The following is a 13,446-nucleotide window of genomic DNA, read 5'->3' as shown; positions in this document are numbered from 1 at the left end:
GTACATGATTATGGGCTTAACCGGAGGCATTGCTTCCGGAAAAAGCACCGTGTCCGCACTGTTTGTGGAAAAGGGAGCAAGACTCGTGGACGCTGATGTCATCGCCAGAGAAGTCATGCTCCCGGGACATCCGGTGCTGGCTGCAGCTGTGCTGCATTTTGGAGAAGGAATCCTGCTGCCGGATGGAACATTGAACCGCACCAGGCTGGGGGAGATCGTTTTTCATGATCCGGAAGCCCGGCAGGCGCTGAATCAGTTGACGCATCCGGCGATTCGCCAGGAAATCAAAAACCGTATGAACACAATGGAACAAGAAGACCCGCAGCGGTTGATTATTGTAGATATCCCTCTGCTGTATGAATCGGAGCTGGACAACCTTTTCGGGCAAATTGTGGTCGTCTATGTTCCCCGGGAGGTCCAGTTGGACCGGCTGATGGAGCGGAACGGGCTGTCTCTGGAGCAGGCCCAAGGAAGACTGGATGCCCAACTGGATATTGAACTGAAGCGCAACAGAGCGGACTACATCATCGACAACAGCGGTACTCTTGCCCAAACTGAGCAGCAGGTTGCCGTATTGTGGGACAGGCTGGGCCTATGATGAAATGGCTGCGTAAAAAAAGAGTGCTGCTCCTGTTATTCGTTGGATTCACTGCAATCCTGTTCTTGAGTACCAACTGGATGTCCTGGTTTTATCCGATTTATTATAAAGCAGAAATTCGTGAGCACAGTATCACCTACGATATGGACCCGTTCCTTGTGGCGGCCATCATCCGGGTGGAAACGAACTATAAGACCGGCCGGGAGTCCAAAAAAGGCGCACTGGGACTCATGCAGCTTATGCCGGATACGGCGAAGTGGGCGCTTGAAAAGGCCAAGCTTCCCGATGTCTCACTGCAACAATTGAAGAGGGAGCCATCGGCCAACATTGAGCTTGGAACCTGGTATTTGTCATCGCTTTCCCGCCAGTTTGATGGCAACCGTACCGCTGTAATCGCGGCCTATAACGCAGGCCCCGGGAAAGTGAAGAGCTGGCTGGAAAAGGGCAATTGGGACGGTACAGCGGCTTCCGTGAAGGATATACCATTTGGCGAGACCCGGCATTATGTGCAGCGAGTCATTTATTATTACGACCAGTATACGGAGATTTACAGCGAGTTCTAAGGGAGAAGACTGTATTTGTACGAAAAAAGAAGCATTAAACAGCCTTGAGGGCCGTTTAATACTTCTTTAGGCAAGCTTATGGGGACAGGTTATTTGTATTGACCTGCCAGTGATTGCTCAGCCAGGGTTACAAGACGTTTAGTGATGTAACCACCGATCGAACCGTTTTCGTAAGAAGTTTTATTGCCTTGGTATCCATCTGGGGAGAGCGTGATACCTAGTTCTTGGGCAACTTCATATTTCAGTTGTTCCAAGGCACCGCGTGAATTTGGAGCTACCAGGTTATTGGAGCTGTTGTTTTGGCTCATTGCTGTTCACCTCCTATCGGTTGGTAACTGTATTATGTGCCGGACATGGCATATTCATAACAACAAATAAACGGTGTTTTCTGGAAATAAAATCAGCTTACCGGCAGCCGGCGTATTGCCGGACCGGAAAGCGACCATTAATGCAAAAGGAAGTGACTTAAGGCTTATGAAATGCCCTTACTGCGATCACACGAATACGAAAGTGCTTGACTCGCGTCCGGCCAACGAGAATAAGTCCATCCGGCGCAGGCGTGAATGTGAGCGCTGCAGCAAGCGGTTTACCACCTTTGAGATGATTGAAGAAACTCCGCTGATCGTGATCAAAAAAGACGGCAGCCGCGAAGAATTCAGCCGCGACAAAATCCTGCGCGGCCTTATCCGTGCCTGCGAGAAACGTCCCGTCTCCGTAGAGCGCCTGGAGTCCATTGTCTCCGAGGTGGAGAAGTCGCTGCGCGGCATCGCCTTAGCCGAAGTGGAGAGCCGCCAGATCGGCGAGCTGGTCATGGAGCAGCTTTACCCTGTCGATGAGGTCGCTTACGTCCGCTTCGCCTCCGTGTACCGCCAGTTCAAGGATATCAACATGTTTATGAAGGAACTGAAGGGACTGCTCTCTAAAAACACCGAGGAGTTTGAGGGGTTGTAGAAGCATTTTGCGCACCCCGAAAAACTTTTTTTGAAAAAGTGTTGACACCGAAGGCGATTTTTTATATTATATAGAAGTCGCCTACGGAACTTAAACATGACGAAGCGATGGGAGCTAACAGCTCAGTCCGGATTTTAGAATACATAGTTGTAGTTCTAAATCAGCCACATGGGGCCATAGCTCAGCTGGGAGAGCGCATCGCTGGCAGCGATGAGGTCAGGGGTTCGATCCCCCTTGGCTCCACCAAATTTCATATGGACTCTTAGCTCAGTTGGTAGAGCAGTAGACTCTTAATCTATTTGTCCAGGGTTCGAGCCCCTGAGAGTCCATCCTAAAGAACGGCAGAAATGCCGTTTTTTTGCCGTTTATGGGAGTTGGAGAAATAAGCAGAGAGTGGGGGGGTTCTGAGTTGCAAATGCCAACGGCAACAGCCCGCTCGTGCATCCAATCCGGAGCTCAACCTCTGAACCCCAGATGTTAAAGGTAAACGCCAACTGCCTAGTCCAAATCCCCAAACGTCAAATGCTAATGCTGACTGCCACTCCCAACGCTGTATGCCAACGTCGACCACCAGTTACGATTGGCTGGCTGCCCGCTAACTCCGAAATCCAACTTCAGACTAACCATTGCTACCCTGAATTCCTTGCGGACCCCACAGACTTTATTTTCGCTAATCAGCATATATTGCAGAGCTAACGGACCATACTGCGCTTATCCCCCTCCATGAGGCAATATTTCATATGAACATCAGCTAATAACTGCATCTGAGTCCGTAAGATAGACGAAACAGCGTTTCTTGGAGAAATAAAGGCTCCCCGGTCCGTAACGATTCACTCGACTCCTCTATCACATAGGCTGCTTGCACATCTCCAAGTGTCCTCCTACGGAGATTTTCAGTATTTTGCATGCGAGCTTCTCGGTAGGTTTTCAACTTTTGTTACCAGGAATTGTATACAGTAGTTCTTCCTTCACTTGTCAATAAACGATGGAGGCTCAAAAATCATATTGACTTTCTGAAATCGTGTGGATACAATGATACCTAAAGGAAACACTGTTACCGTAAAATGCGCTTTACTTAACTTTCAAAAAAATCGAAAAATAGTTCTGAGTTTCGGTAACAGTGTTTCTATAGTATAACATAGTATCAAAAAGGAGGGCACCACTATGACAAATAAGGGGAAATAGGCGCTCGTACGGAAGCTTCTTCCGGTATTGGAGAGCAATTCGCGTGTACAGAATTATCTAAGGGCGCAGTTATCGCGTTTCATTACACGAAAGCAAAGTCTTCGGCTTGTTGGAAGCATGCTTCGTCTGCGTGAAGGATAGCCAGGTCCTAAGGAGGTGCTGATCCGCATGAGGGCAGCTTCTCTCAATTATCGGGATCTAGTGGTCCTCGGCGGATTAATGCCGATCGAAGTTAAATTCCCCTTCATTCCATTATCAGACGGAGCGGGAGAAATTGTAGCCATTGGACAAGGCGTAACTAGATTTCAGGTCGGACAACGAGTAGCAGGTAATTTTCAACAACGCTTCATTGGCGGCAACCCAAGACCAGGGGTGTTAGAAGAAAGTCTGGGAGGTCCGTTGAACGGAGTAGCGGCCGAGTATGTCGTTCTGCATGAAGACGGAGTCGTCCCTATTCCCGATCACCTCACTTATGAGGAGGCCTCCACCCTGCCGATCGCGGCATTAACCGCATGGAGCATGCTAATTGAATACGGTGGTTTGCAAGCGGGTGATACTGTGCTGCTGCAAGGAACAGGCGGTGTCTCCATCTTCGGGCTTCAATTCTCGCTTTTGACCGGAGCACGAGTCATCATCACGTCGAGCAGCAACGACAAGCTGGAACGAGCAAAAGCTCTTGGCGCATGGCAAACGATCAACTATTCGGAGGTTCCTGATTGGGATAAGGCAGCGTTAGAGCTGACTGGCGGCGTCGACCATGTTCTGGATGTTGGAGGAGCGGCTACGATGGGGAAATCCATAAATGCACTCCGCACTGGAGGGACCGTGAGTATGGTCGGGTTCTTATCGGGCTTGACCATCCCGGAATACGATGTCTCCAGCATCTTGCACAAAGCCGCAACGGTTCGCGGCAGTCAAGTCGGCAACCGGGATCACTTTGAAAAGATGAATCGGGCGATTGCCCATCATCGTTTACATCCCGTCATCGACCGCGTATTCCCTCTAGAACGAATTGGAGAAGCTATCGCGCTCTTGGCTGAAGGAAAGCAATATTTTGGTAAAATCGTAGTCCAAATCTAAAATCTCTCAAAAATGATACAGGAGGCGCTCTAATGCCCAATAAACCAGTTAACTCCGTTAAATCTACTGAAAGCGTGAATCGGCCTAAACGCTCACTGCGTGCTAGGATATCCAGATGGGTTCTATCACTGCTTGCGGTGCTCGTTGTAGGATTACTCGTTTTCTTACTTTATCCTTCACCGGTCAAACCGGCAAAATGGTCCGCACCGACGGCTCCCTCTTTTGAGGAAGCGGGTCCGTGGCAACAGAACAACAAACTCAGTTCGGCTCAGCTAGTTACTGATGCCCCTCAATTCCCGGAATTCATTACATTCGATAAAGAAGGCCAGCTATATACAGGAGATTCAGACGGGAAAATTTACAGGGTTCCTTTCGATGCAGAGGGCAATCCGCAAAAAGCACAACTGTTTGCAGACACCCAAGGAACGCCTAATGGACTTAAATTCGATGCCAAAGGCGATTTGATCGTTACGGATGTTAAGAGGGGACTGCTGTCTATAAACCCATCCGGGAACATAGAGGTATTGGCCGATCAAGTGGACGGCAAGCCGATCTATTTAGCTAATGAGCTAGATATTGCCAAGGACGGCTCCATTTATTTCTCCGATACTTCGAATTATGGTCGCGTGACCTTCAAAGAAATGGCCGAGAACAAGCCGCATGGACGTTTGCTGAAGTACGATCCAATGACCAAGAAGACGACCGTCCTGTTAGAAGGCCTCTATTTTGCAAACGGGGTTGCCTTGTCCGCGGATGAAGATTTTGTGCTTGTGGCAGAATCGTATCATTATCAGTTGACCAGATACTGGCTCAAAGGACCGAAGGAGGGTACATCTGATATTTTCGCAGACAATCTCGCAGGCTTTCCAGACAACATTACGCGTGATGACCAAGGTCATTTCTGGGTCGGTATCTTCACGACTCGTCTTTCTTTTGTAGATCAGATGCATAGCAAACCTTGGTTGGCCAGTACCATGGCCAAAGTGCCGCAGTCGCTGCTTAGCGGCGCAAGCGCACCGGCGAAGCATGGGCTTGCTGCGGAGTTCAGTCCGCAGGGAGAACTTATCGGAAGCTGGCATGATCCGGAAGGCAAAGTGTATGGCGTAACTACGGCTGCAAGCCATAACGGATATTTATATATAGGAACGGCACCTGGAGGCAGCAAGGGCGTTCATCGCGTGCTTTTAACAAAATAAGGTTGGAGTCTGGGAGGGTGCAAAATGAATCTGGATGATTTGGAGCTATCTTGGAATGAGAAGGAGAGTCTGACCGGTAAAGTGGCCTTGGTGACAGGCGCCAGCAGCGGAATCGGGGCATCGATCGCCAGGAAACTGGTAAAACGCGGCGCCCATGTGACTGTAGTGGCACGTCGGCGGGATCGATTGGAAGTACACATGTGGTCAATGAAACGTTTAACCGCTGGGGCCGTCTTGATATTATAGTTGCCAATGCCGGATTCGGGTATCGAAGTCCTTTGGTAGAAGTGGATCTGGAAAGATGGGAGGAGCTGTACAGGACGAATGTACACGGCCTAATGTTGACGCTGCACTACGGGCTTTCGCCAATGCGGGGTCAGGGGAAGGGAGATGTCATCATCATCTCCTCCATTGCCGGTAAGGAAGTGATTGCCGGAGGAGGTCCATACAGCGCTACCAAATACGGCGTTAACGCCATAGCGTCTGCATTACGTTTGGAGACAATCAATCAGGGGATTCGCGTTACGACGATTCAGCCCGGGGCGGTGGCAACGGAATTTTCTCAGGTGGCCGGGTATTCCGCGGATGAAATACGAGCGTTTGCTTCGAAAGTTCTGCCGTTACATCCCGATGATGTTGCAGAGGCGGCGCTTTATGCATTGGAGCAGCCTGAGCATGTCAGCATTCCGGAACTAATCATTATGCCTTCAAGGCAAGCCCAGCGGTTCAAATAAAACGATGTCCAAATAGTAATAAAAGATCCGTACCAAATTTGGCAACGGATCTTTTGTTTTTTTAGATAAGATTAATAAAATAGAGCGAAGGCTTCTTTCCATCGGGTATGAATTATCTAGACATTTATTGTCATTAGATTTATTGCTAAAGGGAAAAACGATCAATCCGAATAAGCATTTTAATTACGAACATGTTGACTATAGTATTTGCAGAGAGGATTAGAGTGAGCTGGTTTACTATTAGGCACCTTAACCCGATCAATCACCCCCACCCGAACTTATTGCAACAGACCCCCATTGGACAATATGAGGCTGTCTCCCGAAAAAAAAGGCGGTTTATAAAAGCACATCTCAGGGGCATCTTATAAGCAAGTGAGCGTAATACAGTACAGGAATAAATACACTCTTATAATCTCCTGAGGGGATATCCTTCAAATTTTGCCGTTCCAAATTGCAGAATACAGACTGTTCTTAAGATAACGTTTTCAAGTAAGATAGAGCCATAACCAGCTGAGTTGCTTCACACCGATACTAGTATCACAAACGAGGGTGACCGATGAGGGAATATACGATCGTCAATATTTTATTAAGCAGAAAGGTTCCGGTTAAGATGGGCGAATTAATTGCGGAGGTCGGGTTGTCCGAACGGACGGTCCGTGATATTATCCGTTCGCTCGACAAGACCGGAGAAGCGCACGGGTTTCAGATCCGAATGATTCGTGGTCAAGGCTATCAGCTTGAGATCAAGGAGCCGGAATTATTCCAGATTTACCGGGAGAAGGGACTGCTCCAGAGCGATCAGGTGGATTTGGACAATAAGCAGTCACGGCAGCAATACCTGCTGTTCTATCTCCTGCAGAGCGACAGCTATCGGTCAATCGATAAGATGGCAGAGGAGATAGGTGTCAGCCGATCCACCATTATTTCTGATTTGAAGGAAGTGGAGCAGAGATTGGGCGCGTTTCGTTTAAGCCTGGCCCGCCGTGCCCATTACGGAATGAAAATTGAGGGGGACGAGAAGGATTTCCGCAAGGCGTTCTCCTATTTTATCCTGCAATCCAGCCAGACCCTCCAGCAAACCGAGGATTTCCATGCTTATGGGCGGGAATTTGATACGGAGAGGCTCACGGCCTATCTTCTGCAGGTGCTGAAGGATAAGGAACTGAAAATTTCGGATGTATTCCTGAATAATATTGTCACCCATCTGTTTATTCTCCTATACCGGGTCTCAAAGCATAATTATATCGTACCCGGACAAGCGATGCTGGGCAAGCCGGAGCCGCTGTATCACGATATAGCAGAGAGAATTGCCAAATGGATCGAGTCCAACTATGAGATAACGTTACCTCTGGTTGAAGTGGATTATCTGGCGTTGCATATTTCGGGCAAAACGATTATGGAGCGAATGTCAGACGAGACCAAATCGCAGCTGCGTCAAGGTATTAACGAGATTTTGCAGCGGCTGGATGGGGAGTTCCTCACCGGCTTCAATAAAGACCATGCCCTGCAGGAAGCGCTGCTTCTGCATATGTTCCCGCTACTGAACCGTCTTTACTATAATCTTCAGTTGGGAAATCCGCTCGTAGAGGATGTTTACAGCCAGTATGCCAATGTGTTCGTGATCTCTTTCCGGTTCGCTGAGATTATTGAAGAGCAATACGGGTTCAAGATGTCCCGGGACGAAGCAGGGTATGTCGCCCTCCATTTCGCTGCGCATCTTGAACGGATGCAGCAGCGCAATCTGGAGCAGTTCAAACGTATTGCTGTTATTTGTTCGACGGGTGGAGGCAGCGCACAACTCATTCGCCTGAAGCTTGAGGCGGTATTTCCCAAGGCGTCCGTTATCACAGCTTCCATTACCGAGCTTAAGGAAATCAGCAGCAGACCGGTTGATCTGATTCTGACCACGGTGCCGATTGACACTGAAATGAATGAGAAACTGGTCATTCATATTAAACAGCTGCTGGATGACCAGGAGATTCAGAGGATCAAGGAGATTTTGTCGCTGCAGATGGGCCATACACAGCCGTCCCATAAGCTGATGGATTTCAAGGACTTATTCCGCAAAGAGCTGTTCCATACGGACGGGCCGGATGATTACAAAGAACTGCTGCAGCAGCGCTGCCGTGAGATTACAGACTTTCATTATGCCGCTGAGGATTTCCCTGAGCAGGTACTATTTCGGGAGAATAAATTTACAACCATTTATAAAAACGGCATTGCCGGTCCACATCCAATGCGGATGAGCGCCATCCGCGACTGCATCAATGTAACTGTGCTGAAAAAACAGCTCTTGCATGAGGGAAAGCCGGTACAGTTGATCTTTTTGATTAATTTGCGCCCGGGGCAGTTGTTCCTGCACAAAGAAATCAGCAAGCTGCTGCTGGTCCTGATGGAGAAAGAAGATAGCAGGAACCGGCTGCTGGCCGTGAATAGCTATGAGCAATTTATGATGGAGATAGAGAACCTACTATAAATATCAGGAGTGAAGAAACCATGGATTACGAACAAACAATTATGCAGATTATCGCGAGCAGCGGGGAAGCCCGGAGCCTCAGCCTCAAAGCGGTACGCACAGCACGCGCAGGGAACCTTGATGAAGCAGAAGAAATGATCAAGAACGCGAAACTGAGTCTTACCAAAGCGCATAAAGTCCAAACGGGTCTGATCCAGGCGGAAGGCCGGGGCGAAAAAACAGAAATCACGCTGCTGATGATTCATGCACAGGACCACTTGATGAATGCTCTGACGGTTCGTGAACTGGCCGTGGAGCTGATTGAAGAAGTTAAGGAGCGCAAAGCGCTGGAACAACAATTGAAAGGTTTGGTGAACTGAAGATGAAAAAGATTCTTCTCGCCTGTGCAGGAGGCTTCTCGACAAGTATGCTGGTGGAGCGCATGAAGGATGCAGCACGCGCCAAGGGAATAGAGGTTATCATTGATGCTGTGGCGGAGAGCGATATTGCTGATCAGGCACCGTTTGACATTATTATGCTTGGGCCGCAAATGGGCCATGCCGAAGGGGATTTGGCTGCCGAATATCCTAGTATCCCGGTAACGACAATTGAGATGATGGCTTATGGCATGATGGATGGGGATAAAGTGCTGGAAACAGCAATTGAACTTATGGAGAAGGGGGCTTAGTTCATGTCAAGCGGGGCAGAATGGAGGGTCAAAATCCAGAAAGTCAGTACCAAGATTCAGAAAAATAATTATATCAGTGCTATTTCCAACGGGCTGATGGCTTTGATGCCGATATTGATCCTGGGTGCGATATTTTCCCTGATTAATGCTTTGAAGCTGGAGCCTTACCAGAACTTCCTGGAAAGTTCCGGCCTGAAGACGTACACTGCGATTCCGGCTTCGATAACAACCGATTTAATCGCTCTGTATGCGGTGTTCTCCATCGCTTACAATTTTGCGGTACAGCTTAAACAACAGGGATTCTCGGCAGGAATTCTCGCGCTAATGAGCTTTCTGCTGGTTACTCCAAAGGGGCTTCTGGACGATGGCGCCACCAAAGCCTTCGGTTACTCCTGGCTGGGAGCCAAGGGGCTGTTCGTAGCCATTATCGTAGCTCTCATTGTCGGAAAACTGTATACTTACCTGCTGGAGAAAAAAATCTATATCAAGATGCCAAAGGGTGTTCCGCCTACTGTTGAGAAATCCTTTGCCGCATTGACTCCGGGCTTCATTATTGTTTTCGTGATGCTGATCCTGACAGCGATTTTCGGAGCGACGAAATATGGAAACATGCATGAATTTGTCTTTTCCATTATCCAATTGCCGCTAACGAGTCTCGGTGGTACGTGGTGGGCGATGCTGATCTGTATTTTCTTAATCCATTTGCTGTGGTTCTTCGGTGTTCACGGTACATTGGTGGTTTACTCCGTAGTAGGCCCAATCTGGGTAGCGCTTGGACTTGAAAATCTGGATGCTTACCAAAGAGGTGTAGAAGGCACTCATATTATCGGTTCCCCGTTCTTCCCGGTCTATGTGCTGATTGGTGGTGCGGGTGCAACGCTTGGCCTGATTATTGCCATGCTGTTCGCCAAGTCTACCCGGTATAGAACGCTGGGCAAGCTTGCAATTATTCCAAGTATTATTGGAGTTAACGAGCCGGTCATCTTCGGGATGCCGCTGGTGCTTAACGTGCGTTTCATGATTCCGTTTATTCTAACACCACTGGTGAGCAGCGGATTGGCTATTCTTCTGACTTCGATCGGAATTCTGCCGGTTCTGCACGGTATTCAAGTGCCGCTTGGTATTCCGGTGCTGGTTAATGGCTGGATGAACGGAGGCTGGCGCGTATCCGCGTTCCAACTGGTAATGATCGGGGTAAGCTTTGCAATTTATTATCCATTCTTCAAAAAAGCCGATTTCGAAGCCTACGAGCTGGAGCAGCAGGCTGAGTCTAAGACGGCGGCCGCAGTAAACTAAATGAATAAGGGAGGCTTATCCGATGCCTAACCAGTTTCCGGAGAATTTCCTGTGGGGCGGAGCGGTTGCAGCCAACCAGGTTGAAGGCGCGTATTGTGAGGACGGCAAAGGGCTGTCTACCGCAGATGTGGTCAAATACGTTCCGCCGGGACAACGCAAAGCTCTTGAGCATGCTCTCAGTATCTCCAGAGCGGAGCTTGCTGCCGCTATCTCCGATAAGCAGGAGGGGAATTACCCCAAACGCAGAGGGATCGATTTCTATCACCGTTACAAAGAAGACATTGCCTTATTCGCAGAAATGGGTTTTAAAGTGTTCCGGATGTCGATCTCCTGGCCCCGTATATTTCCAAACGGGGATGAGAAAGAGCCGAATGAAGCGGGATTACGTTTCTATGATGATGTTTTTGATGAGTTGAACAGATATGGCATTGAGCCACTGGTTACGCTCTCGCACTACGAGATGCCAGTGGAGCTTGTTACCCGTTACAACGGGTGGGAGTCACGCGAACTGGTCGGGCTGTTCGTCCGTTATGCGGATACGGTCTTCCTGCGCTATAAAAACAAGGTGAAGTACTGGCTGACCTTTAACGAAATCAACGCAGTAATCCGCTTTCCGTTTCTGGGGGGAGGTGTGCTGACCGAAGGTAAAGAGAATGAGAAGCAGGCTGCGTTTCAGGCGCTGCATCACCAGTTCATTGCCAGTGCTCTGTCTATCAAGCGTGCAAGGGAGATTAATCCGGAGTTCCAGGTAGGCTGCATGCTGGCCCGCAAACTGATCTATCCGTATTCCTGCCATCCCGGGGATGTGCTGAAGGCACAGGGAGAGAACCAAATGGCCCAGTTCTGTTCCGACGTTCAGGTCAGGGGGTATTATCCGTCATACATCAAACGGCATCTGGCTGATTATGAAGTAAGCATTGAGATGGAGCCGGGAGACGAAGCTGTTCTGAAGGAGAACCTGGTTGATTTCCTTTCCTTTAGCTACTACATGTCCTCAACGGTCAGTACGGACGAGAGTATCACAGAGCGGACAGAGGGTAATCTGTCGTCGGGTCTGGTGAATCCGTTCCTTAAGACTTCAGATTGGGGCTGGCAGATTGATCCGACCGGTCTGCGAGTTGCCCTTAAGGAGATGCACGACCGTTACCAGATCCCGCTGTTTGTTGTGGAGAACGGTCTTGGTGCAGCAGATGTTATTGAAGCGGACGGTACAATCAAGGACGATTACCGCATCGAATATCTGGCTCAGCATATCGAGCAGATGGCCGAGGCCATTGCCGACGGTGTAGAACTATTGGGCTACACGAGCTGGGGCTGCATTGATCTGATTTCAGCTTCCACGTCAGAGATGCGAAAACGCTACGGCTATATCTACGTCGATCAGGACGATGAAGGTAACGGCTCCCTGGAACGCATACGCAAAAAAAGCTTCTATTGGTACAAGAAAGTCATCGCCTCCAGAGGGACCGATCTTACAAATCATTAAATTGGAAAGTCTGGCAAAGATACAAAAATCGTTCCTAGGCAGAAATGTCTGGGGGCGTTTTTGTGCGCTTGCTGTGTTTAAGTCAGTGAAAGTATGTCGTAATATTATATATAATTTGTCGTATTTTCCTATTAAAAAAAGCGACTCAGATATGTTACCTTATAGTGGGATGTCAGAATACTATATGTTGGAGGTTATAGCAAATGAGCATTGGCATTGGTCTAGTCAGCTTTTGGCATGTACATGCTTGGGACTATGTTAAGCAAGCGCAGGGGCATGAGGATACGTTTATCGCTGCAGTATGGGACGAAGACGCGATAAGAGGACAAGAAGCGGCTGCAACGTTGAAGGTTCCTTACTTCGAGTCTCTCGATGATATGCTGGCTCAGGAAGATGTTAACGCTGTCATCGTGGATGCGCCGACAAACATTCATAAGGATGTAATAGTGGCCGCCGCCAAAGCAGGCAAACATATCTTTACCGAGAAGGTTATCGCTCCAACAGTGCAGGAAGTTGATGATATTATTGCCGAGGTAAATCGGAATCAAGTGAAAATTACCGTATCCTTGCCTCGATTGAACGACGGATACACTTTGTCCATTATGGAGTTGATTAGCCGGGGTCTACTGGGGGAGATAACGTATGTCAGAGTTCGCTTATCCCACAATGGGGCCATTGCCGGCTGGCTGCCTGAGCACTTTTATAATAAGGAACAATGCTCAGGGGGTGCTTTGATCGACTTGGGATGTCATCCTATGTATTTAACCCGCCTATTTTTAGGTCAGGGTGTGACCGGTGTAAGTGCCAATTTTGGATATATCACAGGGAAAGACGTGGAGGACAATGCAGTAGCAACCCTGTTTACTACTTCGGGGGCGATCGGTGTGGTAGAGGCCGGATTTGTGAACAGCCATTCGCCGTTTACCATCGAGGTTCACGGAACTGAAGGAACTCTGCTCTTCGGAACGCCGGAGGATAAATTACTTCTTAAGACGAATAAACCTGAGGGTACCCCGAATAGCTGGACGGAGATTCCAATAAAAAATAATCACGACAGTGCCTTTCATCAATGGGTCAATCATATACAGAGTGATACTTTTGCGGATAATAATGTTCAGACTGCCATAGAACTGACCAGATTAATGGAAGCTGCAAATCGCTCGGGAAAAGAAGGACGGGTCATCCCGTTAGCAGACGTAAGCGCATGATCTACC

At 48.7% G+C, this 13,446-nt stretch carries 12 protein-coding genes, 2 tRNA genes and 1 pseudogene; 14 read left to right on the top strand and 1 reads right to left on the bottom strand.

Annotation, left to right across the window (positions count from 1 at the left end):
- Positions 1 to 4: 4 nt before the first annotated feature.
- Positions 5 to 598, top strand: a complete 594-nt coding sequence (coaE, locus tag NYE29_RS33735; protein WP_340899456.1) for a dephospho-CoA kinase — start codon at positions 5 to 7, stop codon at positions 596 to 598.
- Positions 598 to 1,161 (top strand): lytic transglycosylase domain-containing protein, encoded by a 564-nt coding sequence (locus NYE29_RS33730; protein ID WP_340899886.1) that lies wholly within the window; start codon positions 598 to 600, stop codon positions 1,159 to 1,161. The genes coaE and NYE29_RS33730 overlap by 1 nt, the downstream gene beginning before the upstream one ends.
- Positions 1,162 to 1,250: 89 nt before the next feature.
- Here the strand turns inward: NYE29_RS33730 and NYE29_RS33725 are convergent, their stop codons facing one another.
- Positions 1,251 to 1,469 carry an alpha/beta-type small acid-soluble spore protein gene (locus NYE29_RS33725; protein ID WP_038588982.1) on the bottom strand — a complete coding sequence of 73 codons (219 nt, stop codon included), beginning with the start codon at positions 1,467 to 1,469 and terminating at the stop codon, positions 1,251 to 1,253.
- A 166-nt stretch (positions 1,470 to 1,635) separates the two neighbouring features.
- Between NYE29_RS33725 and nrdR the strand changes: the two genes are divergently transcribed.
- From nrdR to NYE29_RS33660, 12 genes and pseudogenes are all read left to right on the top strand, one after another.
- Positions 1,636 to 2,112 (top strand): transcriptional regulator NrdR, encoded by a 477-nt coding sequence (gene nrdR, locus NYE29_RS33720; protein ID WP_038599232.1) that lies wholly within the window; start codon positions 1,636 to 1,638, stop codon positions 2,110 to 2,112.
- Positions 2,113 to 2,282: 170 nt separating this feature from the next.
- A tRNA-Ala gene (locus NYE29_RS33715) sits at positions 2,283 to 2,358 on the top strand.
- Between the two features lie 10 nt (positions 2,359 to 2,368).
- Positions 2,369 to 2,441, top strand: a tRNA-Lys gene (locus NYE29_RS33710).
- A 1,012-nt stretch (positions 2,442 to 3,453) separates the two neighbouring features.
- The gene (locus NYE29_RS33705) at positions 3,454 to 4,377 is read left to right on the top strand and encodes a zinc-dependent alcohol dehydrogenase family protein (protein ID WP_340899455.1); all 924 of its coding nucleotides are present in this window, start codon (positions 3,454 to 3,456) and stop codon (positions 4,375 to 4,377) included.
- A 32-nt stretch (positions 4,378 to 4,409) separates the two neighbouring features.
- Entirely contained in the window at positions 4,410 to 5,573 is a 1,164-nt protein-coding gene (locus tag NYE29_RS33700) for an SMP-30/gluconolactonase/LRE family protein (protein WP_340899454.1), read from the top strand.
- A 24-nt stretch (positions 5,574 to 5,597) separates the two neighbouring features.
- Positions 5,598 to 6,307 (top strand): annotated as a pseudogene (locus tag NYE29_RS33690) (SDR family oxidoreductase).
- A gap of 556 nt (positions 6,308 to 6,863) precedes the next feature.
- The gene (locus NYE29_RS33685) at positions 6,864 to 8,783 is read left to right on the top strand and encodes a BglG family transcription antiterminator (RefSeq protein ID WP_340899448.1); all 1,920 of its coding nucleotides are present in this window, start codon (positions 6,864 to 6,866) and stop codon (positions 8,781 to 8,783) included.
- 20 nt (positions 8,784 to 8,803) lie between these two features.
- The gene (locus NYE29_RS33680) at positions 8,804 to 9,142 is read left to right on the top strand and encodes a PTS lactose/cellobiose transporter subunit IIA (RefSeq protein WP_038588994.1); all 339 of its coding nucleotides are present in this window, start codon (positions 8,804 to 8,806) and stop codon (positions 9,140 to 9,142) included.
- A 2-nt stretch (positions 9,143 to 9,144) separates the two neighbouring features.
- Positions 9,145 to 9,450 carry a PTS sugar transporter subunit IIB gene (locus NYE29_RS33675; RefSeq protein ID WP_038588997.1) on the top strand — a complete coding sequence of 102 codons (306 nt, stop codon included), beginning with the start codon at positions 9,145 to 9,147 and terminating at the stop codon, positions 9,448 to 9,450.
- A 3-nt stretch (positions 9,451 to 9,453) separates the two neighbouring features.
- On the top strand, positions 9,454 to 10,746 hold the full coding sequence (locus NYE29_RS33670) for a PTS sugar transporter subunit IIC (protein ID WP_340899447.1): 1,293 nt from the start codon (positions 9,454 to 9,456) through the stop codon (positions 10,744 to 10,746).
- A 22-nt stretch (positions 10,747 to 10,768) separates the two neighbouring features.
- Positions 10,769 to 12,232 carry a glycoside hydrolase family 1 protein gene (locus tag NYE29_RS33665; RefSeq protein WP_340899446.1) on the top strand — a complete coding sequence of 488 codons (1,464 nt, stop codon included), beginning with the start codon at positions 10,769 to 10,771 and terminating at the stop codon, positions 12,230 to 12,232.
- A gap of 203 nt (positions 12,233 to 12,435) precedes the next feature.
- Positions 12,436 to 13,440 carry a Gfo/Idh/MocA family protein gene (locus NYE29_RS33660; protein WP_340899444.1) on the top strand — a complete coding sequence of 335 codons (1,005 nt, stop codon included), beginning with the start codon at positions 12,436 to 12,438 and terminating at the stop codon, positions 13,438 to 13,440.
- The last annotated feature ends 6 nt before the right edge of the window (positions 13,441 to 13,446 follow it).

The sequence above is a fragment of the Paenibacillus sp. FSL M7-1046 genome, assembly GCF_038007405.1.
Classification (GTDB): Bacteria; Bacillota; Bacilli; order Paenibacillales; family Paenibacillaceae; genus Paenibacillus_AQ.
This window is presented reverse-complemented; position numbering and strand designations above follow the sequence as displayed.